Here is a 26,151-nt window from a genome sequence, read left to right on the forward strand (position 1 = left end):
CGGCTATGCTTATGTGCAATGACTCGATGCCCGAGTTTCTGTGTGCCACTACATCTATGAAGGAATATGCGCCATGAGTGAGAGTGCGACTACGGACCACCAAGACCCTCAGAAATCTGTACTTCTGAAAATATACGCATTACCTCAACAGACTCAGGCTTTTACTCAACAGTCCACACCGGCAGTGTATGCGTTCGCAGTACCGGCACCGACTGCACGCCCTAAAATCACGGCTACGGCCAAGACCGTTTTTATCACCACGCTGCTATGTGCGCTGCTGCGCATTATGGAGTTCACGATCATGGTAGCCACCATAAACTCTCTGCACTCCGCAGGCGAGATGAGTGATCAGCGGTATAGCAATAATTGGTCATTTTTGCTCGTCATTTCTGTTCCACTGTTCCTCAGTGTTGTTCTGTATATTGTGTGTGGTTTCTATATTTTCCGGGGCTACGACTGGGCGCGTGTTGTTGTGAGCGCCATGGCCTTTCTGGCTTTTGCCAGCGTATACTTCTATGGATTTTCCACGGAGCTGTTGATAAGCGGATTGAGGGAAGAACGGTTAGCAAGGACGCCTGGAATTTCCGCTATTCTATACACGCTCCTGATAATTTACATAACGCTGTTTATTGTGAACATCGTTCTGTTTGTGTTCCTGTGGCTGCCCGGTACCAATGCCTTTATGTTCAACTCTAAGGTGTATCGTCTGGCGCAGAATCCCTCGGTTCAGCCGGTAATTGTGCACCCACAGCATGTTCAACCTCAAAAATCGAACTAGGAGTAACACATATATACCCTTCCCTGCTAGGGGTCTTTGCAGTACGGGGCGGACCACGACGCAGCGGGTCTGCCCCCAGCACACCCCTGAATCGTAGGGTCACCCGCTAAACTTGAAATATGACTAAACTTTCCGAAACCCTGCCCATCGAAGAAGCCCGCGAACGTTTGCGCCAGCTCATCTCCGAGCTTGCCGTGGTGCGCGGTAAAGTGACTCTTGCCTCCGGGAAAGAAGCCGACTACTACGTCGACTTGCGCCGTATCACCCTGCATCACGAAGCGTCGCGCCTGGTCGGTCAGGTGATGCTCGATCTGCTCGACCGCAACGGTATCGAATTTGAGGCCGCCGGTGGTCTGACGATGGGCGCCGACCCCGTTGGTTCCGCAATTATGCGCGCGGCGGGCGATCAGGACCGCGCTATCGATTCGTTTGTGGTGCGTAAGGCACAAAAGTCCTACGGCATGGGTCGCCAGGTTGAGGGTCCCAGTGTTGAGGGTCGCCGTGTGGTCGCCGTTGAAGATACTTCCACCACTGGCGGGTCTGCGTTAACCGCCGTGGATGCGCTGCGCACAGCGGGCGCCGAGGTCGTCGCCGTCGCCGTCATCGTAGACCGTGCAACCGGGGCGAAAGAACATATCGAAGAGGTTGCCGGGGTTCCCTGCTTCTACGCCTACTCCAAGGATGATTTAGGGCTCGACTAGGGGCTTTGTAGGTGCCCGCGCGTGCCGGTAGTTAGCGGCGTGCGGGCATTGCCGCACCGCCCGCCCCCAGATTCATTCGCCGCGCATCCGGCACTATATGTACGCGCCATCAGAAAGAAACTATGAGTTCCCCAAGCCATCAGACCCCCCTTGACCCCTCAGATTCCGGGCAGGATTCCCGCGTGAGCGAGTCTGCAGAGCCGCAGAATATACCGCGGGAGTACCCCGAAAGCGAGGCTTTCGGAACGCCCCGGTTTGAGGTTGGAGTCGGACCCTGGGAGGGCGAGTGGCCCGAGGGCGAGCATTGGGATGAAAAGCTTCTGCGTGAGGGCGACCGTCGCAATGTGGTGGATAAGTACCGTTACTGGAGCATGGAGGCGATTATCGCCGACCTTGATACGCGCCGCCACGATTTTCACGTCGCGATCGAGAACTGGCAGCACGATCTGAATATCGGTACCGTGGTGCGCACCGCGAATGCCTTTTTAGCGAAGGAAGTGCACATTATCGGTAAGAAACGCTGGAACCGTCGCGGTGCGATGGTGACCGACCGGTACCAGCATGTGCGGCATCACCCCACGATTGAGGACTTTGTGGCGTGGGCGCAGGGCGAGGGACTGGACATTATCGGCATCGATATTTTTCCGGATTCGGTGCCGCTTGAAACCTATGATCTGCCGAAGAACTGTGTGCTGGTCTTTGGGCAGGAAGGCCCAGGGTTGTCGGAGGAAATTCACGCCGCCGCACGCGATACGCTCTCGATCGAGCAATTCGGTTCAACCCGGTCGATGAACGCGGCAACCGCCGCCGGGATCGCGATGCACGCCTGGGTGCGCCGCCACGTTTTCGGACAGAAACCTTAAAACAAATACACCGCGAGCAGGTAGGGTTTTGTCGAAAAGGTAGGAAAATCCTACCTGCCCGAACCAAAAACCACCTGCTCGCGGTGTTGTGTAGGGGAGTGGATCCTAGCCTACCGGGACGTTCACGTTCACGAGCGAGAAAAGATCCTTCGGATCGTCCGGGTTCGCCACCAGGTCAATGAACTGCTGCAGATCGGTACCCTGAGTTGCTGCACGCGCATAACGCAGACCCGAGAAATCAGCGATCGCAAAGCCCACCGAATCGAAGAGAGTAATCTGCTCATCCGAGACGCGCCCGGGCTCCTCGCCGGTCAGAACCTTCCAGAACTCCACCACCGGGAAGTCCGGGTCCTTCTGCTGAATTTCACCCTCGATGCGGGTCTGCGGCGGGAACTCCACGAACACGGTCGAACGATCCAAAATCTCGCTCTCCAGCTCGGTTTTGCCGGGGCAGTCGCCTCCAATAGCATTCAGGTGCACGCCGGGCTTCACCTGCGAGTTCAGAAGCACCTTCGCCTGCTGTTTATCGGCGGTGCAGGTGGTAATAATATCGGCGTCTGCAACGGCCTCGTCCACGCTGGATGCTGCATGAATCCTGAACCCTAGTGGCTCCAGATTACGGCGGAACTTCTCAATAGCGGCGGGATCAACATCGTACACCGCAAGGTCCTCAATGCCGAGGACGGCGCGCATCCCAAGGGCCTGGAACTCGGACTGCGAACCGGTGCCGACCATCGCCATCTTCCGCGAATCCTTGCGCGCCAGGTGCTTGGCCACCATGGCTGAAACAGCGGCGGTACGAAGGGCGGTCAGCAGGGTCATCTCTGCAAGGAAGACAGGGTAACCGTTATCCACATCAGCCAGCAGACCGAACGCGGTCACGGTCTGGTACCCGCGTGCAGGGTTCGAGGGGTGCCCATTCACGTACTTGAAGGAATAGGTGACGTTATCTGAGGTGGGCATTAGCTCAATCACGCCGAAGGGGGTGTGGGATGCCACGCGCGGGATCTTATCGAAGCTCTGCCATTTCTTGAAGTCTTCTTCCAGGAAATCCACCATTCCGGCGATGATGTTCCCAACACCGTCTTTCTGAATCCACTGCGCCATAGCTGCAACATCCACGAATTCAACTTTGTGATCGCTCATTAATTCTCCTTTATTTGGCAGTAGTAGCGGGTGCTCGTGTCATTATAGCAATGCATTTTTACCCGGCGTACGCGGCTTAAAAGTTTTTCCAATCACAATGATGATTTTATGTCTAAAGCTTATAAAAGTAATTCACATCATGTGATTGTATTGTTTTATGTTGGGAGTGTTGGGGTGGGCGGCGTGCTGGGTAATCCCGCAGAATTGGCCGTTGAACACACCGCCCGCCCCTGCTACAGGCTACTTATCGTTGTCTTTCGGCTTGTCATCATGCCGGTGGCTGCGCGGTGTATCTTCAACGCCCAGTCCCTCAATATCAACGTGTACGCGCGGCTCGTGCACGAGTTTGCGCACCACAGGGCGCTGAGCTATGATCGGCGCCGAACCGGTGTAGCCCTCACGCACACGAGCAATTTCGTACACGCGCTTACGAACCGTGAACCACCCAATAACCAGTAAGGGAATAAGGATGGTCAAGGATGCGAAAGTGTAGGTGCCTACAGGGTAATTTATCGCCAAGAGTACAACCACAAATGCTATGAATGCTATGACTGACCAGTCAGCAAAGCGCCCGCCGGGGGCTCGGTAGCTGGGACGTTTGTACTTGCCTTCTCCGGCCAGTTTGAGAAATTTCTGGTGGGAGAACGCGATGGCTGCCCACGAAGCCATGGTTCCGAATGAGGCGATATTGACAACCACAGAGAAGGCTTCTTCGGGGATAAAGAAGTTTAGTACCACACCGAAAAGCCCTACTACGCCGGTCAGTAGAATACCCGCCACCGGAACGCCGGATTTAGAGACCTTGGTGGCAAATTGGGGTGCCGAGCCGGCAACACCCATGGAGTGTAGAATGCGTCCGGTTGAGTACAGGCCTGCGTTCAGTGAGGAGGCGGCTGCGGTAATCACAACCAGCTGCATAATCGGGGCTGTTCCTTCCACACCGATCTTGTCGAAGAAGGTCACGAAGGGGGATTCAGTATCACGGTAGACGGTGTAGGGCATGAGTAGACATAGTAGTGTAATCGATCCTACATAGAAGATGGCGATGCGCCACACCACAGCATTAATGGCACGCGGGATGACCTTTTGTACGTCTTTTGTTTCGCCGGAGGTGGTGCCCACCAGCTCAATACCGGCATAGGCGAACACCACACCCTGCACCACGATGAGTGTTGTGAGGGCATCATGGGGGAATAGCCCATCGCTACTCGTGATGAGAGGCAATCCCGGCTGCACGCCATCAATAGGCTGGCCAAAGAAGAGATACCAGATACCAACCGCCATAAAGGTCAACAGTGCCAGAATCTTAATGAGGGCGAACCAGAATTCAAGCTCACCAAAGATCTTGACCGAGATTAGGTTGAAGCTGACGGTTATAATCACCACGATAAACGCGGTGAGCCACTGCGGCAGGTCATAGAAAAACTGGTTGTACCGACCAAACCAGTTGACGTAGATAGCGATTGCGGTGGCGTCTGCCACGGCGGTTACTGCCCAGTTGAGCCAGTATAACCAGCCGGAGACGAACGCTGCTTTCTCGCCGTAGAATTCGCGGGTGTATGAGACAAAAGAACCTGAGGACGGTCGGTGCAGGATGAGTTCGCCAAGGGCTCGCAGAATTAGATATCCGAAGAAACCGCAGGCTGCGAAGATAAGGGCCAATATGGGGCCTGCCTTTTGAAGACTTTCTCCAGCGCCCAAGAATAGACCAGTACCAATAGCTGATCCGATGGCGATCATCTGGAGCTGTCGTGCCCCTAGCCCCTTGTGCAGTCCTTCCTGCTCATGGGCGAAGGCGTCCTCTTGGGGAGGCGCTGTGGTTGGTGCGTCCGTAGACTTTTGGGCGCTCATTGAAACCTCATTCCTATTTGGATTGCGCAGCTCGGGGTCGGTGATCCCCGTGCGGCTTTGCAACCTGTGCAGCGCAACGCATAAGCAGCGGATCGCACCACAAGTTTGTGGCGCAACCCACGAGATAGTATGTCAATGACTATAACAGAAAAATTCTTAGGATGTAATCGAGGACACCTCTGATGTAAATACATAGAATATTCCTTTTGAGGCGTGAATCTCAGTCGGATATATTGGTCGATAAATTACGCAAAACCGTGCCATAGGTGACCTTGAACGGCATGATATGTCGGAGAAGGTGAGGGTGCTTAATTGCGCTTCGTGCGCTTGCTGATTTTGTTCTCCAGGCTTCTCTTGCGGCGGTTTAACCACCACCAGCTGGGCAGGTGACGTACAGATTTACGGCCTACATCCACTACTGACGGCAGTTTTTTCTTGTGGAGGGTGGTGTCTATCTCATGGTCGGTGGCACCTTCGGCGCGCATCTTCTCGATAATCGCCAGCGACTGTGCCATGGGTCCGCTGCCGAAAACGTGCGCGTCAATACGTGCCTGCACCGCGTTTAATTTGTGGTGAAGGGGCGATTGGGGCTGGGTGTTACTGTCTTGGGTACCCATAGTCCGGGGTCTCTCCTTAAGGTGCGATTACACCTTACTTTACCTGTGTTTGAGCGGAAAAACCGCCTATTTTGCTCTCTGAAAATCGGTCTGCCCTTGCTAAAATGGAGGGTGCAGGTGGCGCATGAGTGCGCCAACAATATGAGCCGCCCCTGAAGCGGGTGGTCGAATCCTAGTCAAGGAGTCAGCATGGCTATTGCAACCCCCGAAGTCTACGCAGAGATGCTGGAGAACGCGAAGGCTAAAGGCTTCGCATACCCGGCAGTAAACGTCACCTCTTCTCAGACTCTTAACGCCGCTATTCGCGGTTTCGCTGAGGCTGGTTCTGACGGTATTGTTCAGGCATCTACCGGTGGCGCAGCGTACTGGTCGGGTGCGTCGAAGAAGGATATGGTTGTTGGTTCCCTGGCGTTCGCCGCATACGCCCGTGAGGTTGCAAAGCAGTACGACGTGAACATTGCACTGCACACTGACCACTGCCCCAAGGATAAGCTGGACGGCTTCGTTCTTCCCCTGCTCGCCGAGTCTGAGAAGGCTGTGGCCCGCGGCGAAGACCCCATCTTTAACTCCCACATGTGGGATGGTTCCGCTATCGATCTTGACGAGAATCTCAAGATCGCAGCCGAGCTGCTGGAGCGCACTCACAAGGCAAAGATTGTGCTTGAGGTTGAGATCGGTGCCGTCGGTGGTGAAGAAGACGGCGTTGAAGGCGCTATTGACGACACCCTGTACACCACCGTTGATGATGCCGTGAAGACCGTTGAGGCTCTGGGGCTGGGTGAGAAGGGCCGCTACATTGCGGCGCTGACCTTCGGCAATGTGCACGGTGTGTACAAGCCCGGTAACGTGCACCTGCGCCCCGAACTGCTCAAGCAGATTCAGGACGAGATCGGCGCTAAGTACGGTAAGGAGAAGCCGTTCTCGCTCGTGTTCCACGGCGGCTCCGGTTCGACCGCTCAGGAGATCGCGGATGCGGTTTCCTACGGTGTGATCAAGATGAATATTGATACCGATACCCAGTACGCTTTCACCCGCCCGGTTGCCGGTCACATGTTCAGCAACTACGACGGTGTGCTTAAGGTTGACGGCGAGGTCGGCAACAAGAAGACATACGATCCCCGCGTGTGGGGCGCTAAGGCTGAAGAGGGCATGGCAGCTCGCGTGGTCGAGGCTTGCCAGCAGCTCGGTTCGGTAGGCACCTCGCTGAACAAGTAGGTAATTCTTAGCCGGATTGCCCCGGCATCAAAAGGCTCTTTATGTGATAACTGTAATGCTTTATCACATAAAGAGCCTTTTTAGTATGTGCGGAGAATTTGTCGTACGAGTCCTGCGAAGAGGCAAAAATAGTGGGACGTGAAAGATATACATGGTAGTTTTAAATTTATGAGCGAGCAATCATCGAAAGACAACTCTGCCGAACAAAACCCGCAAGATGCGGTAAAGCCTTGGACGACGTCGCAGTCTTCCGGTTCTCAAGCTTCGACGGTACCGGGGCAGTATGCATACCTGGGAGCCGCGAACCAAACGGAAGCGCCCATAGCCGTGACGACGGCATACCCTAAATTTCCGCTCCGTTGGCTGTACGGGGTGCGTATTGCGTTCATGATGGTGAGCCTGGGGATGTCCGTGTGGAGCATATATAACATTGTGGAGTTTATCGCTGAGTATGGATTCAAGTATTGGGACGCAGAATATTTTCTGCACGTAGTATTGACATGTGCATTTCTGGTATATTATAGCCTTCAGATACTCGCCGCTATCTTCTATCTCAAGTCTAAAGCGCTGGGATTTATTCTGAGCATCAATATTATTGGTTTGTTCCTTCAAGGTACAGAAGTAGCATCACTCATTAAACTGTTCAGCATTTCCCTTGCGGGTGGCTCCTTTCAGTACACCAATGGCTTGGGGTACCTCAACTGGGGTCTATATTTCATAGATTTCATAGATGTAGCCCTGTGCATCGTCTTTATCTTCGTGACGGTTCGTGAATATTCTCGCCGCCGGAAGAATAAAACGGTTTGAACCCAGGGAGCGTAGCTCCTAATGTAGCCGATACTCGCAAGCTGTGAAAGTACATGAGTGCCCCGAACTATGGACGGTTCGGGGCATACGTATTTTAGCTACAACGGGCCTTCTTGATGCTGCTTTCCGCTTTTTGCGCCTTTGCCCGGAGAACTGCCAGCAAATACAAAGACTGAAGCCTTCAAAGCGCGCCTGTTTTTAAGTCATCCTTCAGATGTGCAGAATACCCTGAAAATATCGGCTCATCGTAAAAGCTGCAGACTGGCAAGGAGCGCGCATGTCAAAAAACAATGAGGAATTACACGCTGTACCTTCACTGCTTGAGCTGGCTGAACAGCTTGAGAACAAAGCCGCCGAAGAAGAAGCACGGGAGCAAACGCAGGACAAAGAAGAAGACCGAACCGTACAGCAAACAGGGAAGGGTGTCCAGCCAGAAGACACGGACAAAAACGATCAGGCGCCTCAATCGGCGGATGAAGATACGCGCCGCAATGACCATGCGGAGCAAAGCACACAGGGGGAGCCGGATGAGACCTCCGAAAAACCCGCACCTGCTAGCGAGGACGCTAAGCAGACAAACCGCGTGTCTGCTGGTGTTGCATCCACTGGAGGAGCGTCAGAAACCTCTATCGTTCCTCCCAAGACTAAGGCTGAGGCGTACACGCTCGCCAAGATTGTACGTACCTTTAAAGTCTTTATTGGAGTCCGGTTCTTTTTCTCCTGCTCCCGAGCATCTGGTGCAGCAAGCCCAACGCTCTCAACTGTCGCCGCAATCCCACCCAAGTTCCAAGCAACATAAGACCCACGATCACTAAACGCCTGCATATCGCATTGTGCGGGTGAGCACTGGCTGGCACCGGCCGTTGTAAAACCTTGGGAAACAGCACATCATTCCACCCGTGTGTTAGTAATCTAGTGGAGGGGGTGGCGGGTTCGGAGAAGACGCAAATTTCTCACTATTTGATATTTTGGGTTGATATTTGATGTTTTTTAATAATTCCACGCCAGATTGCCAGCTTACCTTCAGGTTGGGTGTTTAGGATGCCTACATGAGTGCCGATAACATATTTCAGCAACGACACACTGAAGAGTCTGTGTACGATGTAGATCACCTTCCCTACTCGCTGTTATACGAACAGCCTCAGGCGCCGGTGCAATCATCGCATACGGTGCACCCTTATGGGCCAGTCAATCAGCAGACTCAGTATCAGTTTGTATCACAGGGGGCCGAGATGCAGCCTCCCGCCTATGCTCCACCTGCTTTTCCAGCCGCACCGCTGCCGCCGCAGGGAGCTATGTCGCCGCCTGTTGTAGAGGTCTCACCGCTTAAATATGTTGCCTTATACTGGGTGCGTGCTTATGTACCAATGGTTATTATGCTTCTGGGCTTATGGTGTATATATTTTAACTTTCTTCGCGGTGCAGAAGAATATTACTTTATTGTAACCATCCTGTTTGTTGTACCCAATATAACATATATGGTGAACATCATATTGCAGGCTTTCTGTGCTTATTTTTATAGTAAAGGAAAGTTGTTAGGTGTAGTACGGGCCATTAATATTTATGGATTCGTGGCCTGTGGGTTACCTATGGTTGTAGCTTTTGCGATAAACCCGTTTATTTTACCGTTCTTGGTGTTTGACATTGCTATGGGAATCTTTTACATGTTAGAAATAGCAAGCCATCGGCGGCAGGAAGAGGCGGCACGTATGTTCGCCTCGCAGCCGATGTATCTCGGCAGTAATGGCATGGTGCCACAGCAGTATGCGTACCCGTCCGCCGTCCCCGTCCCTCCAGCTCAACAGGCCGGTCAGACACCCTATCCATACCCACCCGCCACCCCGGACGTGCGCCCCAATCAGGAGCGCACTCAATAGATAACGCCGTCAAAGTGGCCGGTAGCACATAGTTACAGTTTTTTAAAATTTTAAGGATACATACCATATGAATACTTCTGGATTCCCGCAGAACCCTTACATGGGAGTGCCCCCTCAGGTGCCCCCGACCGCCGTAGCGCCGTATATGCCAAATGCACAGAAACCCAATACTATATATATTGTTTTTTATTGGTTACGTTTTATTGTGCATGCAGCACACATTGGTTTCTGGATTTTTATAGTAGCAACTCTTAGATCAGGGTCGACCGACTATGAACAAGGTTTGGGCATGGTCATCGGTATCATGCTTTTGATCTTAGGCACCCCCTATATTTTGTATATTATCCTGCAGATTATTAGCGCTATTATGTATCAGCGCGGAAAACTTTTTGGCCTGGCCATGGGTATAAATATTTACGGTGCGGTACTTGCGGGAATCGCTGTTGTCTTCCTTTTCTTTTTGGGGGTTGAGGGCGGAAAAGTAGAATTAATTAGTGGTGGTCTTATGTCTTTGTTGGGGATGACGGTCTGCATTCTCTACTCGGTAGACTGTGCACGGCATATGCAGGACATTAAGAGGCAGCGTGAACATCAGCGGCTAGCCATGCAGCAAGCAGCTGCAGCCTACCCTGCATATGGGGGCGGGGTGGTACCGCAATACACCCAAATAGGGTACGAGCAGCAGCCACCGTATTACTACCAATAGCAGTGTGGGCCTCACCCGTGAAGGGTGAGGCCCATGTTTTGGTGTTAAATATTTAGCTGCTGGTTGATGGCGGGCTACTTGCTGCCACACCCGCAGCCACCACATCCGCAGCCGCCGGACTTGGTAGCAACAGAACCCTCTGTGGGAATGCCGTCACCGGTATCCCCGCCCATGAGATTCACGCGGTTACCAATATCGGGACCGCCCACCACCTGAGGCTTCTTCCCGGCAAGAGTAGCCGCGAACCCGGCGGGTTCACGTAACCCGCCCGGCGATAAGTCAGGCACCGGGGTGCCCGCGCCCCCGGTTGGCCCACAGGCAGCCGCAGCCGCATTAACCTTCGGACTTTTGACCGTGTGTGCCTTTGCAAAACGTTTCAGCTGCTCAGCGGTGGGGTACATGAATGATACTTTTACTTCGCCATTTACCAACATAATAGGCAGAACCTCAAGGCCGCTCATAGAAATCTGCTCCGCCACCGGTTCGCACTCCTCAAACGCTGAGGGGTAGGTGTCGGTGGCAAATACCTCAATATCAACCCCGTCATCCAAAGCCTGCTGCGCCGCGCCTAAAAAGGCGCTGCGTTCCACATCGCCCGGGTCATTGGGGTTCTCTCCCGGGCCCGGGATGAAGACCTCAAGAATAGTGCCTGTTGGCTGCTCTTCGCTCATACCCACTCCGCCATTGTTGATTGGTGCACCATCATGTGCCTGAACTTGCTCCTAAGTTTACTCGCGTTGCATCCGTGCTGACAGGGGGATGCCGCAAGGATGCGCGCACGGCTTAACTGCCCTAACCCCCAGGCCGGGAAACCTGTAAAACGAGTGGTGCGGCACATCTTCCACAATGCGTCATGGGGCTTTGGCCACACCCCTCACCCGCTGAATACGGTATCCTTGATGCAGAAACGTGTTCCAGATCGCCGCAGGGGATCGCATCGGTTTCATGACCACCCCACCCCACTGAAGGAGATTATATGTTTGGATTCGGCAAGAAAAAAGAAGCTGCAGAACAGCCTGCCGCCGAAATTTATGTAGCACCTGTCAGCGGTGAATACCTGCCTCTCGCCGAGGTTTCAGACCCTGTTTTTTCGCAGGGTGTGATGGGTGATGGCTACGCTGTGGACCCCACCGATGGTGTTATCTGCGCCCCTGTTAGCGGCGAGATTGCGCTCATTCAGGACACCCTGCACGCATTTATGATTCGCACCCCTAACGGCGGTGAGGTGCTGGTGCACATCGGCATTGACACCGTAGACCTTGGTGGTGAAGGCTTTGAGGGTCTGGCTAAAGTCGCCGATAAGGTTGATGCAGGCGACCCCATTGTGAAGGTGGACTGGGCCGCAATTGAAGGGCGCATCCCCTCAAAAGAAACCATGGTGATGATTACTAATACCGCGAAGTTCAATATTTCTAAGGAATCTGACGCTCGCCGCACCGTTCAAGCTGGCGACCGCGTTGCTGAAGCCACCAAGAAATAGTAAATTTCACTTTTCCGCACCTAATCTCGCCCGCCGTCGCGTGTATCGAGACCCTCCGATACCCGCCCGGCGGGCTATTTTTATGCGTACTTTGCGTATTTGCCGGGCGCTGGAGGCCCTGTTAGCCGCGTAATGCTCCGGATAGAACGGCTGCTACCCGAAACCATTTTATACCCCTGACTAGGGGCTTTATTTTCTGATGCAAAAAACACGCATAAATCTTTAGAAAACAGAGACAGACAGCTTAAAAATAGATATGCTACTTAAAGCATAAGTTCACTACAAGTAGGGCTTAATGCACACACATAACACACGTAAAACTGAATTAACAACGAATGAACGAGGGAGACTACCCGATGACAACATTCAACTTTAACTTGAACCGTCGTGCCTTTATTGGCGCCGGAACACTAGGAGCGGCCGCAAGCGTCTTTGGGACGGCAAGCAGTGCATCTGCCGCAGAAGCGAGGCAAAACGCCGCCCCGCAGGCGCAGGGGACACTCCCAGGTGCCGTATCAACTGCTGCACACAACTTTATCCGCCGTCAGGAATTCTTCATCGCCCACCGTGGCGCAGGAGACGTTAACCCCGAACACACCGCCTACGCATACGCAGAATCCGTGCGGCGCGGCGCGGAAGCCGTCGAAATCTCAGTGCGCACTACCTCGGACGGCAGGCTTGTGTGCATGCACGACGAAACCCTGCAGCGCACTACGGGGTCAAATATGGTAGTGCGCCACAATACCTACGTGCGGCTGCGCAGCGTATACGTGAACATGCGTGAAACCCTCGGTGAAGGCGCCCCGCTGGAGCTGATTCCTACACTGGATGAGGCACTGGATTCTATCGATGCCATTAACCGCAACACCATTCTGTTCATTGAAGCGAAAGACGGCCAAGGCCAGCGCCTGTTGCTTGAGACGATTAAGCGCCGCAATCTTGCCGCCCGCACCGTCGTAAAAGTCTACCGTGACGGCAATGGTAAATACGACCCCAACTCTCGCTTCCTCACCCAGGCCAAGGCAGCAGGATGCCAGACCTGGTGCTACTTCGATGCCAATGACAGCCAGCCTGGAATCCAGCGCATGGCCGCCTCCGCCACTGTGGACGCTATTGGAGTGCCCTTCTACGAGAACACGCGCGGTACCGCATCCGGCTCCATGTCTGTGGAGAATGTGCGTAAGGTGGTAGGTTACGGCAAGCCCGTGATTGTGTGGGAGATTCACCGCCGTAGTGTGCACCAGCGTTTCCGTGCTCTGGGTGTGCGCGGGTTTATGTGCCCGGACCCGTATTGGATTACCGGCGGTAACCTCGACCCCAACCTAAAGCTGGGGGAGGGGCGCCGCCTGCACGGGATGATTCCGGCTGAAGTTACGAACCCGCGTGATATGCCCGACTATTCCCGTGGGGCCCTCGTGCACAGTCAGCCCCATGATGAGTCGGTGCTGCTGGGCCCGCTGGTGAGTATGACCACGCGCCAGAACTACACCCTAGACTTTTCGATGCGTTGGGAAAACAGGCTGCCCTCCACCACCTGGCAGTACGGCTACCTGGTATTTGGCCGCGAGCACGATGGGCCGTTCGGCATTGCCTCAAAATTCCGGGGTGAGGCCACCGACGGGTGCTATGTGCTGACGCTGCGCCCCGGCGGCCGCGTGCGCGATGAAAACGGCAAGTACCTCAGCGGCGATATTGCACAGGTACTCCGTTATGACCCGGCCAAACGCGGCAAGGAGCCGGTGGTGCTGCACACCATGAAGCTGGAGAAGCCTCTAGCGGCCAACCGCAATATTGACGGAAAGATTATTGTTAAGAAGGATTTCTTCTACTACGTGATTAATGGCCAGTACTCGCCGCGGCTGAATGATACTGCACACCGCGGCCCTTATGTGCACTTCGGCCGGTACCACGGTAATAGCAATGGTGGTCCGTTGGCGCTGACCAGAATGGTTGCGCGCGAATCGTGGGCATAGTGCTTGATGGCCGGGCGGCATCATGCTGTAGCTAATCGGCAAATGTTTCACGTGAAACAGCAAAAAGCAGTTGTTAGCGGTTGCTTTTTAGGGATATGAAGGATGTGGGGTGCCCCCTAAAGTGTAGGCGGCACCCCGCATTCGCATACTCTGGGCAATATTTTCCGCGCGGTATTCTCTGTGTATCACTGGGTTATTGTGTGCGAAGTTATGGTGCCCGCTGGCGTGACGAAACCACGAGCCAGCACACAGCAGAGCTTGTACACTGGGGGCATGAGCCAAGAAATTACTGAAGAAACCGCTACCACTTGGTATAACCATTGTCTTACCCTCGACCCACCCGTGCCCGCCGAATGGGGTGTCGATCAAGAAACGCGTGAGGTAATTGAGGACGATATTCGCACCCACCTCGCGAGGGGAGTAGGTGACCCTGAGCTGTACGCGGAGGTGATTCTAGATAGTATCGACTATCTGTCTGACAACGATCAGGACACTGAAAAGTCGTCTTGCCTCACCGAAGAAGCCATTAATGCTTATGCGTGCCAAGTGATTGAGCGGCACCGCAGCCTAGCTCAAGAGCTCGGCATTACCCGTGAAGACGGCAACCTCGAGCGTGCCTTTGCACAGCTGGCAGAAGAGGGCATTCTGGGGCGCAGCAACTTCACCTGCTGCGGCACCTGCGGCAACTACGAAATTGTTGATGAGCACGATAGTTCCCGCACCTGGTACGGGTATGTGTTCTACCACCAGCAAGATGCCGAAGCCATCCCACAGGGGCGGGGTGTTTTCCTGGGGTATGGCATATTTTGGCCCGCTCACTGCACGAAAGAACAGTTCGAAGCAATGAGTGAGGAAGAAAAAGACGAAATATATGAGCGTCTGTCTGTCGCTATGATGCGCGATAAAGTGGTGCCTGTTTTAGAGCGAAACGGGATGCAGGTGGACTGGAATGGTGATTTCAGTAGCCGCCCCTATATCCATAATGTGTGGGCATTTGAGGTGCCCTAGGAGCTGGTGTGATACGCCTATAGTGCTGAGGCGCAGCGAATACCGCGCCCGGGCAGGTGGTTTCCTGCCCGGGCGCATACTGTTAACTATCGAACCTAAAACCCCGTAAACAATCTCTGTAGATTGCTTTTCTATTCAGGTAGCAGGTTCAGTGCAATGTTGAAGAGATGCTCCCGATTGGTTGAGGCTGACAGGGTTGAGCGCACCATAAACCCCTGGAAAGTGAGGATGAGCGCATCCGCTGTGTCGCTGACGAAAGAATGCAGTTCGTCGGCAGAAGGTTTGCGTTTATTTTTCGCCTTGAGATACTGCTGACCCCAAGGGGTGAGCGAGCGGGCAACAATATCGTGCAGGGTAGTAAAAAGCGTGTTGGTGGATTCTTGCACCTCGGGAACAGTAAAAGCTTCCAGGCGGATACGCAACATTGAGGTGAAGTTCGCTTCGACGGCTGAGGTGCTAAAAATCATGCGCATAATATCGCGTGGTGAGGGAGTATTGAGTTCCTGGTAAGCAGCGGTGATCATATCGATACGCTGTTGAACGGTGGCATGCAGAATATCGCCTTTGCCGTCAAAGTGCGAGTAGATGGAACCCGAGGAAAGCCCAGATTCTTTAATAATGTCGCTCATGGAGGTATGGGTGTACCCCTTGGCGGTAAAACACGTGAAGGCGGCGTCGATAATTTGGCGTCGACGTGCCTGTTTAGTGGCTTCGGTCAGACGTGGCATGCCTTAAGACTATACCTCTCCGAGGAGTTTGCGCTAGATAAAAATAGAATGTTTATTCTCTGTTGTGAGATTATAAACAAAATGATTATTGTGTTTGCATCTGGTCTTTATGCAGAGTAGAGTCTTACATGTTGATAAACAAAACACCTATTTTGTTTGGAGAGTTTCATGGCACGCACAACCGAGGCGATCACGCCCTCATCCTGGCGTAAAGTTATCGCCATCGCCACGCTGGCATCTGTCATCGTCAGCATCGTGATTCTCGCCTTCACCTGGCCCACTAAAGCCATGGAGGCGAAAAACCTGCCCGTCTCCATCGCGGGACCGGAAGCAGCCGTCAGCCAATTCGAGCAAGGACTCAAAGATCGAGGAATCGAAACCTTCGATTTCAAACAGGCATCCTCGCGCGAAGACGCCGAACGGCAGATCAAAGAACGTGAAACCTACGGCGCGATCGTCTTCACCGAAGGTGCGGCGCCCGAGGTCATGACCGCGCCCGCCGCAAACGCATCCGCAAACCAGATGCTCACTGGCGTAGCCCAGCAGATGAACGCTCAAGTGCAGCAGCAAGCTACCGCAGCCAAAACTCAGGCACTGCAACAGGCCGCCCAGGCGGGCGGGCAGCAGGGCGCTATCGCCACCCAGCAGCTCGAACAGCTGAAAACCGAGCAGGAAAAACTGCAGCAGGCGCAGGTCAAAACCACCGCAGTCGTGCCACTCGGCGACGGTGACCCCAACGGTATGGGTCTGGCGGTTGCCGCATTCCCGCTTGTTATGGGCGGCATAATCGGCGGGGTTCTCAGTATCTCTCTTGTCAAAGGAACCGTGCGACGCTTCGCGACTACAGGACTCTACGGGATTCTTGGCGGACTCTTCATGACCCTTATTCTAGGAACCTGGTTCGGGTTTGTTCCCGGCGATTTCGGGGCACTGTGGGCGACCTTCGGCATGACCGTTTTCGCGACGGCCTCCTTCATGGTCGGAATGTCCGCGTTGTTTGCCGACGTCGTCGGTATCGGTCTTGGTGCCGTGATCTCCATGTTCATCGGCAACCCGCTCTCCGGGGCAAACATGCCGTGGCAGTTCATCCCCGCACCCTGGGGCGCCCTCGGGCAGCTGATGGTGCCGGGCGCATCCAACACGTTGCTGCGGAATATCGCCTATTTCCCGGATGCTTCAAACTCCCTGCAATGGGCTGTGCTGTTGGGCTGGGCAGGGTTCGGTCTTCTCGCCGGGGCGATCGGCTGGGCGTGGAAGGAACGCCGAGCAACTCACATGAGCGCAGAGGATGATACCGCGAGCGTCGGTGCGAAAACTGAGACGAAGACCGAGCAGAACGCAGACGTGCCGGACAACGTTGAGATTCCCTGGAAAACGGCAAACATATAGCGACCTCGCCCCCAAGTAGATCCGCGAGCAGATAGTATTTTCAAAATACTATCTGCTCGCGCCGCATGGGGGAGATTCCTAGAATGGGAAGTATGAGCGAAGAGATCACCAGCGCCCGCATCGACGTCTGGCTGTGGTCGGTGCGCATCTTCAAAACCCGCGCACTCGCAGCCGACGAATGCAAAGGCGGGCACGTGCGCGTGAACGATGCATCCGCAAAACCCTCACAAAAACTCAAACGAGGCGACATCGTGCGGGTGCGCTACCCCGGCTGGGAACGCGTGTTTAAGGTCGAAAAACTCATCACCAAACGGGTGGGCGCGCCGATCGCCGTCACCTGTTACGAAGACCTCTCGGGGCCGCGCCCCGCGCACCTGTCGATGCCGCCGGTCGCCAAACGCGAACGCGGCACCGGGCGACCCACCAAGAAAGAACGCCGTGCCCTAGACGAGCTGCGGGGGCGAAAAGGTTAGCCCAGTTCCGCTTTCTCTCACCCCGCGATCGTCGTTAAGAACCGCGAGCAGGTAGGATTTGGCCGCACAGGTGAGTTTTTCCTACCTGCTCGAGCCAAAAACCACCTGCTCGCGGAATAAGAGGCGGTCATAGCGTGAGACAGATAAACGCATCGCTGACGTGCCATACGTGCGGGAGTAGGCTGTACCTATGAGCAACAAGGCCTCAGAACCCAACACATCAGGCGCCGCGAACACATCCGACAGCACCGCCGGCACACACGAACCTCAAAACCTGCTGGATGCGACCCCACGTACCGGCAGCATACCCCTTCACCTGGGGGAAGGCGACGCAGACTCCGGGAAAACCCAACCCGAAAAATCGCTCAACAGGCGTATTCTGGCGCTCGCCGTACCCGCCTTCGGCGCGCTGATTGCCGAGCCGCTGTTCGTGCTCGCCGATTCCGCACTCGTGGGGCAGCTGGGCACCGAAACCCTGGCGGGCATGAGCATTGCGGCAACCCTCATCACAACCGTGGTGGGGCTCATGAACTTCCTCGCATACTCGGTGACCCCGGCGGTTGCGCGCGCGTTCGGGGCGCATCGGCTGGCGCACGCCTACCGCATCGGCGTGGACGGCGTGTGGGTTGCGCTTGGGCTCGGCCTGCTCATTATGGGTGTGGGTTATATCTTTGCCGATCCTGCGTTGCGCGGCATGGGCGCGAACGACGCAACCATCGGCTATGCGCGCGACTACCTGCACCATTCGCTGTGGGGCATTCCGCCCATGATGATGATTCTGGCGCTCATGGGCACCCTGCGCGGGCTGCAAGACACCGTGACCCCGCTCAAAGTTGCGGGTGTGGGCACCGTAGTGAATGTGGCGCTGAACTGGGTGCTGATATACCCGGTCGGCTGGGGCGTGGCCGGTTCGGCGACGGGCACATCGCTCACGCAGTGGGGCATGGCACTTGCACTCGGTATATTTATTCATCTTAAGATGCGCCCGCAGGGCGTGACGTGGCGTCCCGATATTGCGGGGATGCGCGGCGTGCTATCCCTCGGTTCGTGGCTGATGCTGCGCACCCTCTCGATGCGCCTGGCGCTGCTGTCTACCGTATTTGTGGTGGCTCGCCTGGGCGACGAGCAGACGGCGGCATATCAGCTGGGTATGAGCGTGTTCAACCTGCTGCTCTTCGCCCTGGATTCTCTTGCAATTGCGGCGCAGGCGCTGCTGGGTAAGGAACTTGGGGAACGCGACCTGACGGCTGAATCCGGGCGTGCGAAAGTGCGTGAGCTCAAGAATCGCCTGGTGCGTATGAGCCTGGTGTACGGGGTTGTTACCGGCGTTGTTGCGCCCGTGATTGGCTTCTGTGGGAACTGGATTTTCACGCAGGATGCGCCCGTCGCCGCCCTCTTCGCGTGGGCTACCCTCGTGATTGGTGTGGGGCAGCCGATAGCCGCATATGTATTCGTTCTTGATGGTATCCTCATGGGTGCTCAGGACGTGAAGTACCTGGCTATTGGCTCATTTGTAATGCTGGTTGTTTATGCGCCCGTCATTTTCGGGATCTACTGGGCGGTTTCCAGTGGCCTGCTGAGCGCCACGGTGGGGTATCTGGGGCTGTGGGCGGCATATATCCTGTGGTACCAGGGCGTGCGGGCGTTCATCTTTGGCCGCCGCGCCGCCTCGGACGTGTGGATTAAAGCTTAATTTTTTCCGGGGTTTACGCAGAATTCAGGCGTTGAGGACAAGTGTTTTCACGGTCTTCTAGCTTACGCATCGCGTTGAGGCATCGACTGGCGACCCCACAGTATCTATGGCGAACGGACTATACCCTTAGCGGTATGTGTGCTCCCTGAAACGGGAGAGGGTTCTGCGATACGCCGCGTTCAGAGAAGGGACTGTACTCGCACCCTGACCTGAGGCCGGGGCTTGGAGCCTGACCCCGAAGCGCCGCCCTCTCGACTTGCTAGAACTGCCTCTTGAACATTGTGGACAATTTCTTTGACCTTACGAGAGCCATCGATTCCAATCTCGATAAGAACCTTCTGCCCGCCCGACTTGATGATAACCCCGAATCGGGCGGCCGCAGGGTCGCCGCTCATACGGCTACCGATAGCTTTCAGCGTGGAGCCGACTCCCGGTTCAATGCCGCGCACTCCGGGAACGGCCGTGACTACATGAGTCAATTCGGCTGCTGAGAGTTTAATCGTCATCGTGCAGATCCTCAATATGAATATTGACGGTTGGGGACAATTCTAGGTTCTCATAACACGCCTGGCGTACCGCATCACGGACCTGTTGAGCAAGTTGGGAGAGGCTACTGGTTGTAGCTTGTGCGGAGATACGGCAGAAGATTGTATTCGGTATTCCCAACTCCCGCTGACCTTCGGGTGCTGGGTCATGCTTAAAGGAAGACTTTAGTGCATGAGCTCCGGGTACGGAGTCTACACTGCGTCGCACTAGGGCGCGCAGGGAGAATTCGGACATGCTATATGGTCCTAAGCCGGTCGGCGGCATCTCTACCTGAGCACCATGGCGGGTTTCGGCGATGACAGCATCCATCATATGACGCTGAGGCATAACCGATGGACTCGACTGTGATTCCAATGTGTCCCAGGTCTTGTGGAGTGAAGCGATTAGACGCAGGTACTCCCGTGTGGAGGCTTCGTCAAGCTCATAAGACTGAGTCGACTGTGCGTGCCGCGGTTCTTCGTGTGGGATGCGGGTGGTGGAAATCATTCCCACTCCTTCATGTGGCGCATCACGAGGGAGCGGGCGCGTGCCAGCCTCCCCCGGACTGTGGATTCGGTTAGGTTTAGGGTTTGGGATATCTCCTCGTAGGACATGTCATCAACCTCTCGAAGCACCCAGACGATGCGCAGCTCTTCGGGAGCGGATGCCAACAGTTTGGCTAATGCTTCTATCTGGGCGTTTACCTCACTGGACTGCGCCGGATCCTCGGTCGCTGTCGACGTTGTGTCAGGTAGGATGCTCGCGCTCTCAAGACCTTCTGAATCGTAAGGGTCAGTGGCCCGGCGCTGGTGCTGACGAATGCTGCTGGTGGCCTTATTCGTACAGATGCGCATGAGCCAACCCCGGAAGGCATCAGGATCCCGAAGCAGATGAAGGCTCCGCCACGCCTGAACAAGGGTCTCTTGGACGATGTCCTCACTGTCGTGGCGGTTGCGCACGATCATGTAGGCGGTGCGGAACAGACGTCCTTGATAACGTTCGACAAGCTTTTCGAACGCGTCAATGTCGCCGTCCTGGGCTCGCAGCACCAGGTACCTGTCTTTGCCCTCAGACGCAGTGTTCGGATGAGGCACAGGGTCGGTGGGCGGACCGGTGGACTGCCCTGCATTGCTGCGCTTTTCATCGGTCATGATTATCAGAACCGCCGCTTTCTAATGAGTGTTTGCCGGCCACAGCATGGGCTGCACTCTGGGGTTTGGTGGCTTGTTCTAGGTGCAGCAGTACGTCGATCTGACGAGCGTGCTTTCCCAGAGAGGAACTAACGTCGTGGTCAAGTCGGTTCCTGAGCTCGCTCACGGTCCATGCAACCTCGCTGTTCTCTGCTACGGTGACGGTTGCCTGCACCCACAGGTTGCTGGGTGAACCGGTGACCCATACTGAGCACCGCTGAACCCCAGGGACGTCTTCGGCCCGCTCAGACAGCGCTTGGGCTATGACATCGGGGCTGAGTGTGGCCAGCAGTGTGCCGTCGGAGCCTGTCAGACGCAAGGAAGACGCGGCAGCTTTACGGGGCACCTGCTTAATGAGCAGAACCAAGCCCAACGCGATGAGAAGAACCGACCCGAGGGCGGCAGCTGGCAACAGCCAGTTCGCCTGGGGCCCGGCCCAGGTACCGACCCGGGTGTCAGCTTTGGCGAGAACCGAGCTAAGCGTGGGCCATGATTGATCCAAACTTATGCCGGAAGCCACAACCCAGAGGGCTGCTGCGGTGATCAGCAAACCGCATACCGCAAGGACTATCCTATTGAGAATTCCAGATACAGAACGCATGGTTTTCTCTCTTTCAGCTCGTGTGCTGGATACGCACTCGGCTGTGTGCGGTTCCGACGGGTTTCAAGGTCTGTATAGCCTGCTCAGCTGCCTTCTGTGCTGCCTGACGCACAGGTTCGAGGTCATCCAGAACGCTGAACACGGTCACATTCACGCGCGTTCGACGGACTCGAACCCTGGTGCTGTGAACACCATCGACCCGCTCGACATGGGTTTGTACCAGCTTTGCTAGGTCACGACGTGAAATGGCTGTCTGACCGGGTACGTTATCTGCAAGAACCTCAGTGCGTTCAAAAGCCCCCGGCCACAGGGCAAGAAGAATCATGAACAGACCACATACGGCCACAAAACAGGCCGTTGCTAGTACCGCTGGTGACCCGATAATCGTGGAGCCGATCCTGCTGACTGCTGAGGATATTTCATTCGGCCACGCTCCGTTCAGGAGCCGGTTTCCCAACGCCCAGACGCCCAGCCCTCCTACGATGAGAAGTAGTAACGCTAGGACAATGACAGGTGCACTCCGCGACGGGCGCCGTATGAGATTTTGTACGGGGGTTTTCATCGCAGAGCCCTCCTTGCCTGGCTGCTCGGATTGAGCCAGGAGATCTCAATGTTGATCTTCTCAACCTTCAACCCGGTGAAGTGCTCGACACGCTGGCTCACATGCTCACGCAGCTGTTGCAGGGTTGAAACCAATGCTGTGGGGAAGGTCAGGCCGATATCCAGGTGCAGGACTGCAACCTGGCCGTAAATATCGCACTTTGCCTCGGGACGCGAATGGAAATTTCGACGTGCCCCGATCCCGAGCAGCCCTCCGGCGTTCGAGCCCACATTTGCGCTCTCATAGGCGGCTTGGGCCGCGATCTGCGCAACAACCTGGGCGGGAATGACGGTGACGCCACGCTGCTCCTGCCCGGAACTCTCTGCACCGGCAGCAGCGGGCTGTGTGCTGGTCTCCGTCATTACTTCCTCCATCGATTAAGGATGCTTTGGACATCGACCCGGCCCTCCAGGTAAAGACCCACCACCGTACCAACCAGGCCGCACAGTGCCACCAGGATGAAATCGGTGAAGGAACCGAAAGCAAGAATTGTTCCCAGGAATAGGCCCACCAAGAGGGCCAGGTGTGTTGTCTTCATAAAAGATCCTCAGATCGTGGCTGGTTACTTGAGGTCGGCGGAGTCAGCAGAATTGGAGTCGTCGTCGGGCAGGTGAACGTCGGTGACGTCGATATTGACCTCTACTACCTCCAGACCCGTGGTCCCCTCAATCTGCTCGATAACGTTGCGGCGGATAGCATTGGCTACTTCCACAATGGAGACTCCATATTCGACCACGACGGTAGCATCTACGGCCGCCTGGGTCTCGCCCTTCTGGACGCTAATACCGCCAGCAACATTGGTCTGGGCGTTGGGGATGCGGTCGGTCACAGCGCTGAAGGCGCGGCGTACAGCATTGCCCATATCGTACACACCGGGGACTTCGCGGGTTGCCATGCCAGCGATTTTGGCAACAACGTTCTCTTCAATGGTGGTTACACCGTGTGAAGTCTGCAGGGGGCCGCGAGGGGTTTTGTCCTGTTTCTTAATCTCCTTGTTGTTTTCGCGCTCGCGCTGCTGGCCGGTTTGGGGGATGGAGTTATCGCTCATGGGAGCCTCATTTCATGTGTTTTTCCGCTGCGCGGATTATGATGTTTGATATGTGCGGCACGCATCGACGGCTGGGGAGTTTGGGCGCTACCCACGCCCTTTATCCGTTCTTGCAGTCAATGGTGACGCTACTATGAAGACGCTTGAGGTACAGAATTCCTCACGAATTAAAACAGTGGTATGTATCACATTATATTGGCGGGTGTGCGCAAACACGACTGTTGCCCATGTTTGCTCGGCTCAGCTGTCTGCTAGGCGAGTAGTCCTCATATGGAACTAGGCGGGTTATGCAGAAACTCGGAGTTTCTGCATAACCCGCCTAGTTTTGTTTCTGCGATGCTGAAGCGACGCAAGAATATGGGCTACTGGTTCTTCCTGCCGGTCACGCTTAGGTATACGGAGATTGCGATAATGGCGGCAATAATGGAGAGGATCCAGCGAATCCAGTCAACGCCAGCGGTATCTGCGACACCGAAGAAGCTGGCGATCCCTCCTCCTACGAATGCGCCAACAGCACCCAGGATGATGGTCCACAGCACCGAGATGTTCTGGTGGCCTCGCATAATGAGGCGGGCCAAAGCGCCAATAATAGCGCCAGCAATAATCATTCCGATGAGTCCAAGCATGATGTTCTTCCTTTGTGAGTATCCGCCATGGCGCGGGCGCGCCTGAGCGGATGTTGGTATGGGGTCTTAGCGCGCAGATCGGTGAGTTTCTGTCTGAAAGTTCAGTGGCAGCCGGGGTTCCAGTTGCCGTTACTGCCACATATTGTGTGATCCGACAGGGCTGTCGCCGCCTGCCGTCGTCTCTCAAAACTTGCGGCGCTGATATGAAGACGCCATGGGCACGCAAATCCTCACGTACTTAACAAGTGTTTTGCATCACGTATGTGTTAGCGGGTTTTTCTTCTGCCGCCGCGCCGCCTCAGACGTGTGGAACAAAAAGTAACCGGTGCCTTCAGAGAATCCGGCCGCATGTCCTAAAAAGATGTAACGGCTGCCCTCTGTTAGGCTGAAACTTCCAGGAGTTTTAGGACCCCGAGGAGGAACCCGCATGTACATAAATCACCTGTACTATCACAGCAGCTCTGCAATCACCCACACGCTCACGCATATCCTGGCGAACGCCGTTAAACATGCTGACGTGCGCGCCTACCTGTTTTTCAGTGCAGACCGTGAAGCAGAATTTGAGGAAACGGCTGCGCGGATTTCGGGAAAAGTGGGGTGGGTCCACAGCGTCGCAACAGGACCTATGGGGTTTCTTGCTGAACGTGCCTTCATTGGGCTGATCGAATTTAATGTGCCAGCTGGTGGTGCCGGTGCGGTAAGTGCCTTCTTTGAAGAAAGCGGTATTGCTGAGAAGGACGGCCAGGTGCTACTTGTCAAAGACCCCGCCTCGCCCGAGAATCTTCGTGACATCCTCCTGCGTGAGTATACGCCGCATGACGAGCAGGCGAACACCAATTTTTCTTCGGTGGATGCACTCATGAACGCGGGTACCGCCCTGTTGTATTACCGCGATCTTGCGGGTGCCGCCTACGATAGCGACTCCGGGGAGACTCTCTCCTGCTGTGAGGTGTTTGTTGATGCTGCGTGGGAGCATCTTGTTCCTGAACCGCCGCAAGATGCAACCACCCATGAAGGGTCTTTTGACACCGCAGCTGGTGAAGTAAAGTTTACCGTCGTAGAACATCTATAGGGCAGCAGACCCAAGGACGCTTTAGTGGGGCAGCTTGTTCGGCTGCCCGCTAGGGCTATGCCTTCACCGGGGGGAACACGGCCGATAAAAAGCTGAAAATTAACCTTTAAAGGTTGTTTTTGGTCAATATTCTGTTTCGTTGCAGACCGTTCTCGCACCAAGGGAAAGACCCGAATAACGCATCATTAGGTGTATTACCCGCCCCTAGAAGGTATGTAATACGCCTTTTGGTGCGTTATTCACCGAATATCTGAACCGCTACATCTCACCCGTGTTCGTTCAGGGACGTGATAATGGTTTGAAGCTGCACGCAGCTAAGGCTAGCGTTCGCGGGCGCGGAATTCACGCATAATTTTTTCGGCAGTAGTACTCAGCAGGTCAATAGCTGCACTTATGTATGGAAGCTATCGGGTGAGCCAGTCCGTGGAGGGCAGACTACTTGGCCCACACAACGAGCTCATCGAGCGGTTTGCGCGGCTTCGGGTCGATCTCGCGCGAGCGGTAGCCGAAGGTCGCGGCAACGGATACGCCGTAATCCTCGGGGTCGAGAAGCCCTTCCTCGGTGAGGAGCTGGGTGACCGCATCGTAGTCCATGCCTTCAACGGGGCAGGAATCGATGCCGAGCATTGCTGCGCCCGTGAGCATATTCCCCAGCGCAATATAAGTGTTCTTCCTAGTCCACTCAAAGAGGGCACGCTCGTCGTCGGCGATCTTCATATCGTGCACCTGGAACTTTTTGTACCTGTCCAGCGCCATCTGCATCTGGTCTTCGGGAAGATTGCGCTTCGCGAGCGTCTGCAGCAGGAAATCGGAGTCGTAGCGGGCGTTCTTCTTCGCCACAATAATCACCACGTGGCTGGCGTCATCGAGCGTGTTTGCCATGCCCCAGGCGATAGGCTTGAGCTTTTCGCGCAGCTCTTTATTCTGTATCACCAGGAATTTCCACGGCTCGGAACCAACCGAGCTGGGGGAGAGGCGCCCAAACTCAAGGATTGTGTTGAAGTCTTCATCGCTGATTGTACGGGTGGGGTCGTAGGAGCGGGTAGAAACGCGGCGCTTGAAAATTTCGAGTGCTTGTTCACGGGTGAGAATCATGGTTTTCCTTTTCTGTGCTGGGCTTCTATGACGGAATCTAGTATATCGATCCAGGGTGCGTATACCGCCGGTTTTTTCGCACAGCGTG

The 26,151-nt window shown here is 55.2% G+C and carries 30 protein-coding genes; 16 read left to right on the forward strand and 14 right to left on the reverse strand.

Features of this window, described 5'->3' with window-relative positions:
• Positions 1 to 73 precede the first annotated feature (73 nt).
• From D8M41_RS09740 to D8M41_RS09750, 3 genes are all read left to right on the forward strand, one after another.
• A complete protein-coding gene (locus tag D8M41_RS09740) occupies positions 74 to 778 on the forward strand; it encodes a hypothetical protein (RefSeq protein ID WP_006888358.1) in 705 nt (234 codons plus the stop codon).
• A 119-nt stretch (positions 779 to 897) separates the two neighbouring features.
• A complete protein-coding gene (pyrE, locus tag D8M41_RS09745) occupies positions 898 to 1,479 on the forward strand; it encodes an orotate phosphoribosyltransferase (protein ID WP_013398063.1) in 582 nt (193 codons plus the stop codon).
• A gap of 122 nt (positions 1,480 to 1,601) precedes the next feature.
• On the forward strand, positions 1,602 to 2,342 hold the full coding sequence (locus D8M41_RS09750) for a TrmH family RNA methyltransferase (RefSeq protein ID WP_126926905.1): 741 nt from the start codon (positions 1,602 to 1,604) through the stop codon (positions 2,340 to 2,342).
• Between the two features lie 105 nt (positions 2,343 to 2,447).
• Here D8M41_RS09750 and D8M41_RS09755 read toward each other — a convergent pair whose 3' ends face one another.
• The 3 genes from D8M41_RS09755 to D8M41_RS09765 form a co-directional block, all read right to left on the reverse strand.
• Positions 2,448 to 3,488, reverse strand: a complete 1,041-nt coding sequence (locus D8M41_RS09755; RefSeq protein WP_006888350.1) for an ornithine cyclodeaminase — start codon at positions 3,486 to 3,488, stop codon at positions 2,448 to 2,450.
• Positions 3,489 to 3,728: 240 nt separating this feature from the next.
• Positions 3,729 to 5,339, reverse strand: a complete 1,611-nt coding sequence (locus D8M41_RS09760; RefSeq protein ID WP_126926906.1) for an amino acid permease — start codon at positions 5,337 to 5,339, stop codon at positions 3,729 to 3,731.
• Positions 5,340 to 5,647: 308 nt separating this feature from the next.
• Positions 5,648 to 5,956 (reverse strand): hypothetical protein, encoded by a 309-nt coding sequence (locus D8M41_RS09765; RefSeq protein ID WP_023133486.1) that lies wholly within the window; start codon positions 5,954 to 5,956, stop codon positions 5,648 to 5,650.
• Between the two features lie 189 nt (positions 5,957 to 6,145).
• Between D8M41_RS09765 and fbaA the strand changes: the two genes are divergently transcribed.
• From fbaA to D8M41_RS09790, 5 genes are all read left to right on the forward strand, one after another.
• On the forward strand, positions 6,146 to 7,171 hold the full coding sequence (gene fbaA, locus D8M41_RS09770; RefSeq protein ID WP_006888554.1) for a class II fructose-bisphosphate aldolase: 1,026 nt from the start codon (positions 6,146 to 6,148) through the stop codon (positions 7,169 to 7,171).
• Between the two features lie 168 nt (positions 7,172 to 7,339).
• The gene (locus tag D8M41_RS09775) at positions 7,340 to 7,978 is read left to right on the forward strand and encodes a hypothetical protein (RefSeq protein WP_238693514.1); all 639 of its coding nucleotides are present in this window, start codon (positions 7,340 to 7,342) and stop codon (positions 7,976 to 7,978) included.
• Positions 7,979 to 8,255: 277 nt separating this feature from the next.
• Positions 8,256 to 8,777 carry a hypothetical protein gene (locus tag D8M41_RS09780; protein WP_126926908.1) on the forward strand — a complete coding sequence of 174 codons (522 nt, stop codon included), beginning with the start codon at positions 8,256 to 8,258 and terminating at the stop codon, positions 8,775 to 8,777.
• Positions 8,778 to 9,027: 250 nt separating this feature from the next.
• Positions 9,028 to 9,855, forward strand: coding sequence for a hypothetical protein (locus tag D8M41_RS09785; RefSeq protein WP_126926909.1), 828 nt, complete (start codon positions 9,028 to 9,030; stop codon positions 9,853 to 9,855).
• Between the two features lie 67 nt (positions 9,856 to 9,922).
• Positions 9,923 to 10,561 carry a hypothetical protein gene (locus tag D8M41_RS09790; RefSeq protein WP_126926910.1) on the forward strand — a complete coding sequence of 213 codons (639 nt, stop codon included), beginning with the start codon at positions 9,923 to 9,925 and terminating at the stop codon, positions 10,559 to 10,561.
• Between the two features lie 74 nt (positions 10,562 to 10,635).
• Here D8M41_RS09790 and D8M41_RS09795 read toward each other — a convergent pair whose 3' ends face one another.
• Entirely contained in the window at positions 10,636 to 11,232 is a 597-nt protein-coding gene (locus D8M41_RS09795) for an arsenic metallochaperone ArsD family protein (RefSeq protein WP_126926911.1), read from the reverse strand.
• 305 nt (positions 11,233 to 11,537) lie between these two features.
• Between D8M41_RS09795 and D8M41_RS09800 the strand changes: the two genes are divergently transcribed.
• From D8M41_RS09800 to D8M41_RS09810, 3 genes are all read left to right on the forward strand, one after another.
• Entirely contained in the window at positions 11,538 to 12,041 is a 504-nt protein-coding gene (locus tag D8M41_RS09800; protein WP_006888337.1) for a PTS sugar transporter subunit IIA, read from the forward strand.
• Positions 12,042 to 12,397: 356 nt separating this feature from the next.
• Positions 12,398 to 14,014 (forward strand): glycerophosphodiester phosphodiesterase, encoded by a 1,617-nt coding sequence (locus D8M41_RS09805; protein WP_126926912.1) that lies wholly within the window; start codon positions 12,398 to 12,400, stop codon positions 14,012 to 14,014.
• Positions 14,015 to 14,287: 273 nt separating this feature from the next.
• Positions 14,288 to 15,022, forward strand: a complete 735-nt coding sequence (locus D8M41_RS09810; protein ID WP_126926913.1) for a DUF6891 domain-containing protein — start codon at positions 14,288 to 14,290, stop codon at positions 15,020 to 15,022.
• Positions 15,023 to 15,153: 131 nt separating this feature from the next.
• Here D8M41_RS09810 and D8M41_RS09815 read toward each other — a convergent pair whose 3' ends face one another.
• Positions 15,154 to 15,750 carry a TetR/AcrR family transcriptional regulator gene (locus tag D8M41_RS09815; protein WP_126926914.1) on the reverse strand — a complete coding sequence of 199 codons (597 nt, stop codon included), beginning with the start codon at positions 15,748 to 15,750 and terminating at the stop codon, positions 15,154 to 15,156.
• A 168-nt stretch (positions 15,751 to 15,918) separates the two neighbouring features.
• Between D8M41_RS09815 and D8M41_RS09820 the strand changes: the two genes are divergently transcribed.
• The 4 genes from D8M41_RS09820 to D8M41_RS11585 all read left to right on the forward strand — a co-directional run bounded on the left by D8M41_RS09820 (position 15,919) and on the right by D8M41_RS11585 (position 19,796).
• Positions 15,919 to 17,139: an ABC transporter permease gene (locus D8M41_RS09820; RefSeq protein ID WP_126926915.1), complete on the forward strand. Its 1,221-nt coding sequence runs from the start codon at positions 15,919 to 15,921 to the stop codon at positions 17,137 to 17,139.
• Between the two features lie 83 nt (positions 17,140 to 17,222).
• Positions 17,223 to 17,612 carry an RNA-binding S4 domain-containing protein gene (locus tag D8M41_RS09825; protein ID WP_006888382.1) on the forward strand — a complete coding sequence of 130 codons (390 nt, stop codon included), beginning with the start codon at positions 17,223 to 17,225 and terminating at the stop codon, positions 17,610 to 17,612.
• Between the two features lie 190 nt (positions 17,613 to 17,802).
• On the forward strand, positions 17,803 to 19,305 hold the full coding sequence (locus D8M41_RS09830; RefSeq protein WP_126926916.1) for an MATE family efflux transporter: 1,503 nt from the start codon (positions 17,803 to 17,805) through the stop codon (positions 19,303 to 19,305).
• Between the two features lie 272 nt (positions 19,306 to 19,577).
• The gene (locus tag D8M41_RS11585; RefSeq protein WP_153269374.1) at positions 19,578 to 19,796 is read left to right on the forward strand and encodes a hypothetical protein; all 219 of its coding nucleotides are present in this window, start codon (positions 19,578 to 19,580) and stop codon (positions 19,794 to 19,796) included.
• 4 nt (positions 19,797 to 19,800) lie between these two features.
• On the opposite strand, the gene D8M41_RS09840 is transcribed toward D8M41_RS11585, so the two are convergent.
• The 8 genes from D8M41_RS09840 to D8M41_RS09870 form a co-directional block, all read right to left on the reverse strand.
• Positions 19,801 to 20,337 (reverse strand): Asp23/Gls24 family envelope stress response protein, encoded by a 537-nt coding sequence (locus D8M41_RS09840; protein WP_126854341.1) that lies wholly within the window; start codon positions 20,335 to 20,337, stop codon positions 19,801 to 19,803.
• The gene (locus tag D8M41_RS09845) at positions 20,334 to 20,981 is read right to left on the reverse strand and encodes an RNA polymerase sigma factor (protein WP_126926918.1); all 648 of its coding nucleotides are present in this window, start codon (positions 20,979 to 20,981) and stop codon (positions 20,334 to 20,336) included. Before D8M41_RS09845 ends, D8M41_RS09840 begins: the two co-directional genes overlap by 4 nt.
• Positions 20,971 to 21,621, reverse strand: a complete 651-nt coding sequence (locus tag D8M41_RS09850; RefSeq protein ID WP_126854339.1) for a hypothetical protein — start codon at positions 21,619 to 21,621, stop codon at positions 20,971 to 20,973. The genes D8M41_RS09845 and D8M41_RS09850 overlap by 11 nt, the downstream gene beginning before the upstream one ends.
• A 13-nt stretch (positions 21,622 to 21,634) precedes the next feature.
• Positions 21,635 to 22,183, reverse strand: coding sequence for a DUF6286 domain-containing protein (locus tag D8M41_RS09855; protein WP_126926919.1), 549 nt, complete (start codon positions 22,181 to 22,183; stop codon positions 21,635 to 21,637).
• Positions 22,180 to 22,584, reverse strand: a complete 405-nt coding sequence (locus tag D8M41_RS09860; RefSeq protein WP_126854337.1) for an Asp23/Gls24 family envelope stress response protein — start codon at positions 22,582 to 22,584, stop codon at positions 22,180 to 22,182. Before D8M41_RS09860 ends, D8M41_RS09855 begins: the two co-directional genes overlap by 4 nt.
• On the reverse strand, positions 22,584 to 22,760 hold the full coding sequence (locus D8M41_RS11700; RefSeq protein ID WP_006888452.1) for a hypothetical protein: 177 nt from the start codon (positions 22,758 to 22,760) through the stop codon (positions 22,584 to 22,586). Before D8M41_RS11700 ends, D8M41_RS09860 begins: the two co-directional genes overlap by 1 nt.
• 24 nt (positions 22,761 to 22,784) lie before the next feature.
• Complete coding sequence (locus tag D8M41_RS09865) at positions 22,785 to 23,270, reverse strand: Asp23/Gls24 family envelope stress response protein (RefSeq protein WP_126854336.1); 486 nt, start codon at positions 23,268 to 23,270, stop codon at positions 22,785 to 22,787.
• Positions 23,271 to 23,632: 362 nt separating this feature from the next.
• Positions 23,633 to 23,896, reverse strand: a complete 264-nt coding sequence (locus D8M41_RS09870) for a GlsB/YeaQ/YmgE family stress response membrane protein (protein ID WP_006888596.1) — start codon at positions 23,894 to 23,896, stop codon at positions 23,633 to 23,635.
• Positions 23,897 to 24,323: 427 nt separating this feature from the next.
• Between D8M41_RS09870 and D8M41_RS09875 the strand changes: the two genes are divergently transcribed.
• Complete coding sequence (locus tag D8M41_RS09875; protein ID WP_126926920.1) at positions 24,324 to 24,968, forward strand: hypothetical protein; 645 nt, start codon at positions 24,324 to 24,326, stop codon at positions 24,966 to 24,968.
• 435 nt (positions 24,969 to 25,403) lie between these two features.
• Here D8M41_RS09875 and D8M41_RS09880 read toward each other — a convergent pair whose 3' ends face one another.
• Positions 25,404 to 26,063 (reverse strand): NAD(P)H-dependent oxidoreductase, encoded by a 660-nt coding sequence (locus tag D8M41_RS09880; RefSeq protein ID WP_126926921.1) that lies wholly within the window; start codon positions 26,061 to 26,063, stop codon positions 25,404 to 25,406.
• Positions 26,064 to 26,151 lie beyond the last annotated feature (88 nt).

The organism is Rothia sp. HSID18069 (assembly GCF_003989155.1).
Classification (GTDB): Bacteria; Actinomycetota; Actinomycetes; order Actinomycetales; family Micrococcaceae; genus Rothia; species Rothia aeria.

Coding starts and splice junctions, on each gene's coding strand:
- D8M41_RS09740 (WP_006888358.1), top strand. CDS start 74: ATGAGTGAGAGTGCGACTACGGACCACCAAGACCCTCAGAAATCTGTA.
- pyrE (WP_013398063.1), top strand. CDS start 898: ATGACTAAACTTTCCGAAACCCTGCCCATCGAAGAAGCCCGCGAACGT.
- D8M41_RS09750 (WP_126926905.1), top strand. CDS start 1,602: ATGAGTTCCCCAAGCCATCAGACCCCCCTTGACCCCTCAGATTCCGGG.
- D8M41_RS09755 (WP_006888350.1), bottom strand. CDS start 3,488: ATGAGCGATCACAAAGTTGAATTCGTGGATGTTGCAGCTATGGCGCAG.
- D8M41_RS09760 (WP_126926906.1), bottom strand. CDS start 5,339: ATGAGCGCCCAAAAGTCTACGGACGCACCAACCACAGCGCCTCCCCAA.
- D8M41_RS09765 (WP_023133486.1), bottom strand. CDS start 5,956: ATGGGTACCCAAGACAGTAACACCCAGCCCCAATCGCCCCTTCACCAC.
- fbaA (WP_006888554.1), top strand. CDS start 6,146: ATGGCTATTGCAACCCCCGAAGTCTACGCAGAGATGCTGGAGAACGCG.
- D8M41_RS09775 (WP_238693514.1), top strand. CDS start 7,340: ATGAGCGAGCAATCATCGAAAGACAACTCTGCCGAACAAAACCCGCAA.
- D8M41_RS09780 (WP_126926908.1), top strand. CDS start 8,256: ATGTCAAAAAACAATGAGGAATTACACGCTGTACCTTCACTGCTTGAG.
- D8M41_RS09785 (WP_126926909.1), top strand. CDS start 9,028: ATGAGTGCCGATAACATATTTCAGCAACGACACACTGAAGAGTCTGTG.
- D8M41_RS09790 (WP_126926910.1), top strand. CDS start 9,923: ATGAATACTTCTGGATTCCCGCAGAACCCTTACATGGGAGTGCCCCCT.
- D8M41_RS09795 (WP_126926911.1), bottom strand. CDS start 11,232: ATGAGCGAAGAGCAGCCAACAGGCACTATTCTTGAGGTCTTCATCCCG.
- D8M41_RS09800 (WP_006888337.1), top strand. CDS start 11,538: ATGTTTGGATTCGGCAAGAAAAAAGAAGCTGCAGAACAGCCTGCCGCC.
- D8M41_RS09805 (WP_126926912.1), top strand. CDS start 12,398: ATGACAACATTCAACTTTAACTTGAACCGTCGTGCCTTTATTGGCGCC.
- D8M41_RS09810 (WP_126926913.1), top strand. CDS start 14,288: ATGAGCCAAGAAATTACTGAAGAAACCGCTACCACTTGGTATAACCAT.
- D8M41_RS09815 (WP_126926914.1), bottom strand. CDS start 15,750: ATGCCACGTCTGACCGAAGCCACTAAACAGGCACGTCGACGCCAAATT.
- D8M41_RS09820 (WP_126926915.1), top strand. CDS start 15,919: ATGGCACGCACAACCGAGGCGATCACGCCCTCATCCTGGCGTAAAGTT.
- D8M41_RS09825 (WP_006888382.1), top strand. CDS start 17,223: ATGGGAAGTATGAGCGAAGAGATCACCAGCGCCCGCATCGACGTCTGG.
- D8M41_RS09830 (WP_126926916.1), top strand. CDS start 17,803: ATGAGCAACAAGGCCTCAGAACCCAACACATCAGGCGCCGCGAACACA.
- D8M41_RS09840 (WP_126854341.1), bottom strand. CDS start 20,337: ATGATTTCCACCACCCGCATCCCACACGAAGAACCGCGGCACGCACAG.
- D8M41_RS09845 (WP_126926918.1), bottom strand. CDS start 20,981: ATGACCGATGAAAAGCGCAGCAATGCAGGGCAGTCCACCGGTCCGCCC.
- D8M41_RS09850 (WP_126854339.1), bottom strand. CDS start 21,621: ATGCGTTCTGTATCTGGAATTCTCAATAGGATAGTCCTTGCGGTATGC.
- D8M41_RS09855 (WP_126926919.1), bottom strand. CDS start 22,183: ATGAAAACCCCCGTACAAAATCTCATACGGCGCCCGTCGCGGAGTGCA.
- D8M41_RS09860 (WP_126854337.1), bottom strand. CDS start 22,584: ATGACGGAGACCAGCACACAGCCCGCTGCTGCCGGTGCAGAGAGTTCC.
- D8M41_RS11700 (WP_006888452.1), bottom strand. CDS start 22,760: ATGAAGACAACACACCTGGCCCTCTTGGTGGGCCTATTCCTGGGAACA.
- D8M41_RS09865 (WP_126854336.1), bottom strand. CDS start 23,270: ATGAGCGATAACTCCATCCCCCAAACCGGCCAGCAGCGCGAGCGCGAA.
- D8M41_RS09870 (WP_006888596.1), bottom strand. CDS start 23,896: ATGCTTGGACTCATCGGAATGATTATTGCTGGCGCTATTATTGGCGCT.
- D8M41_RS09875 (WP_126926920.1), top strand. CDS start 24,324: ATGTACATAAATCACCTGTACTATCACAGCAGCTCTGCAATCACCCAC.
- D8M41_RS09880 (WP_126926921.1), bottom strand. CDS start 26,063: ATGATTCTCACCCGTGAACAAGCACTCGAAATTTTCAAGCGCCGCGTT.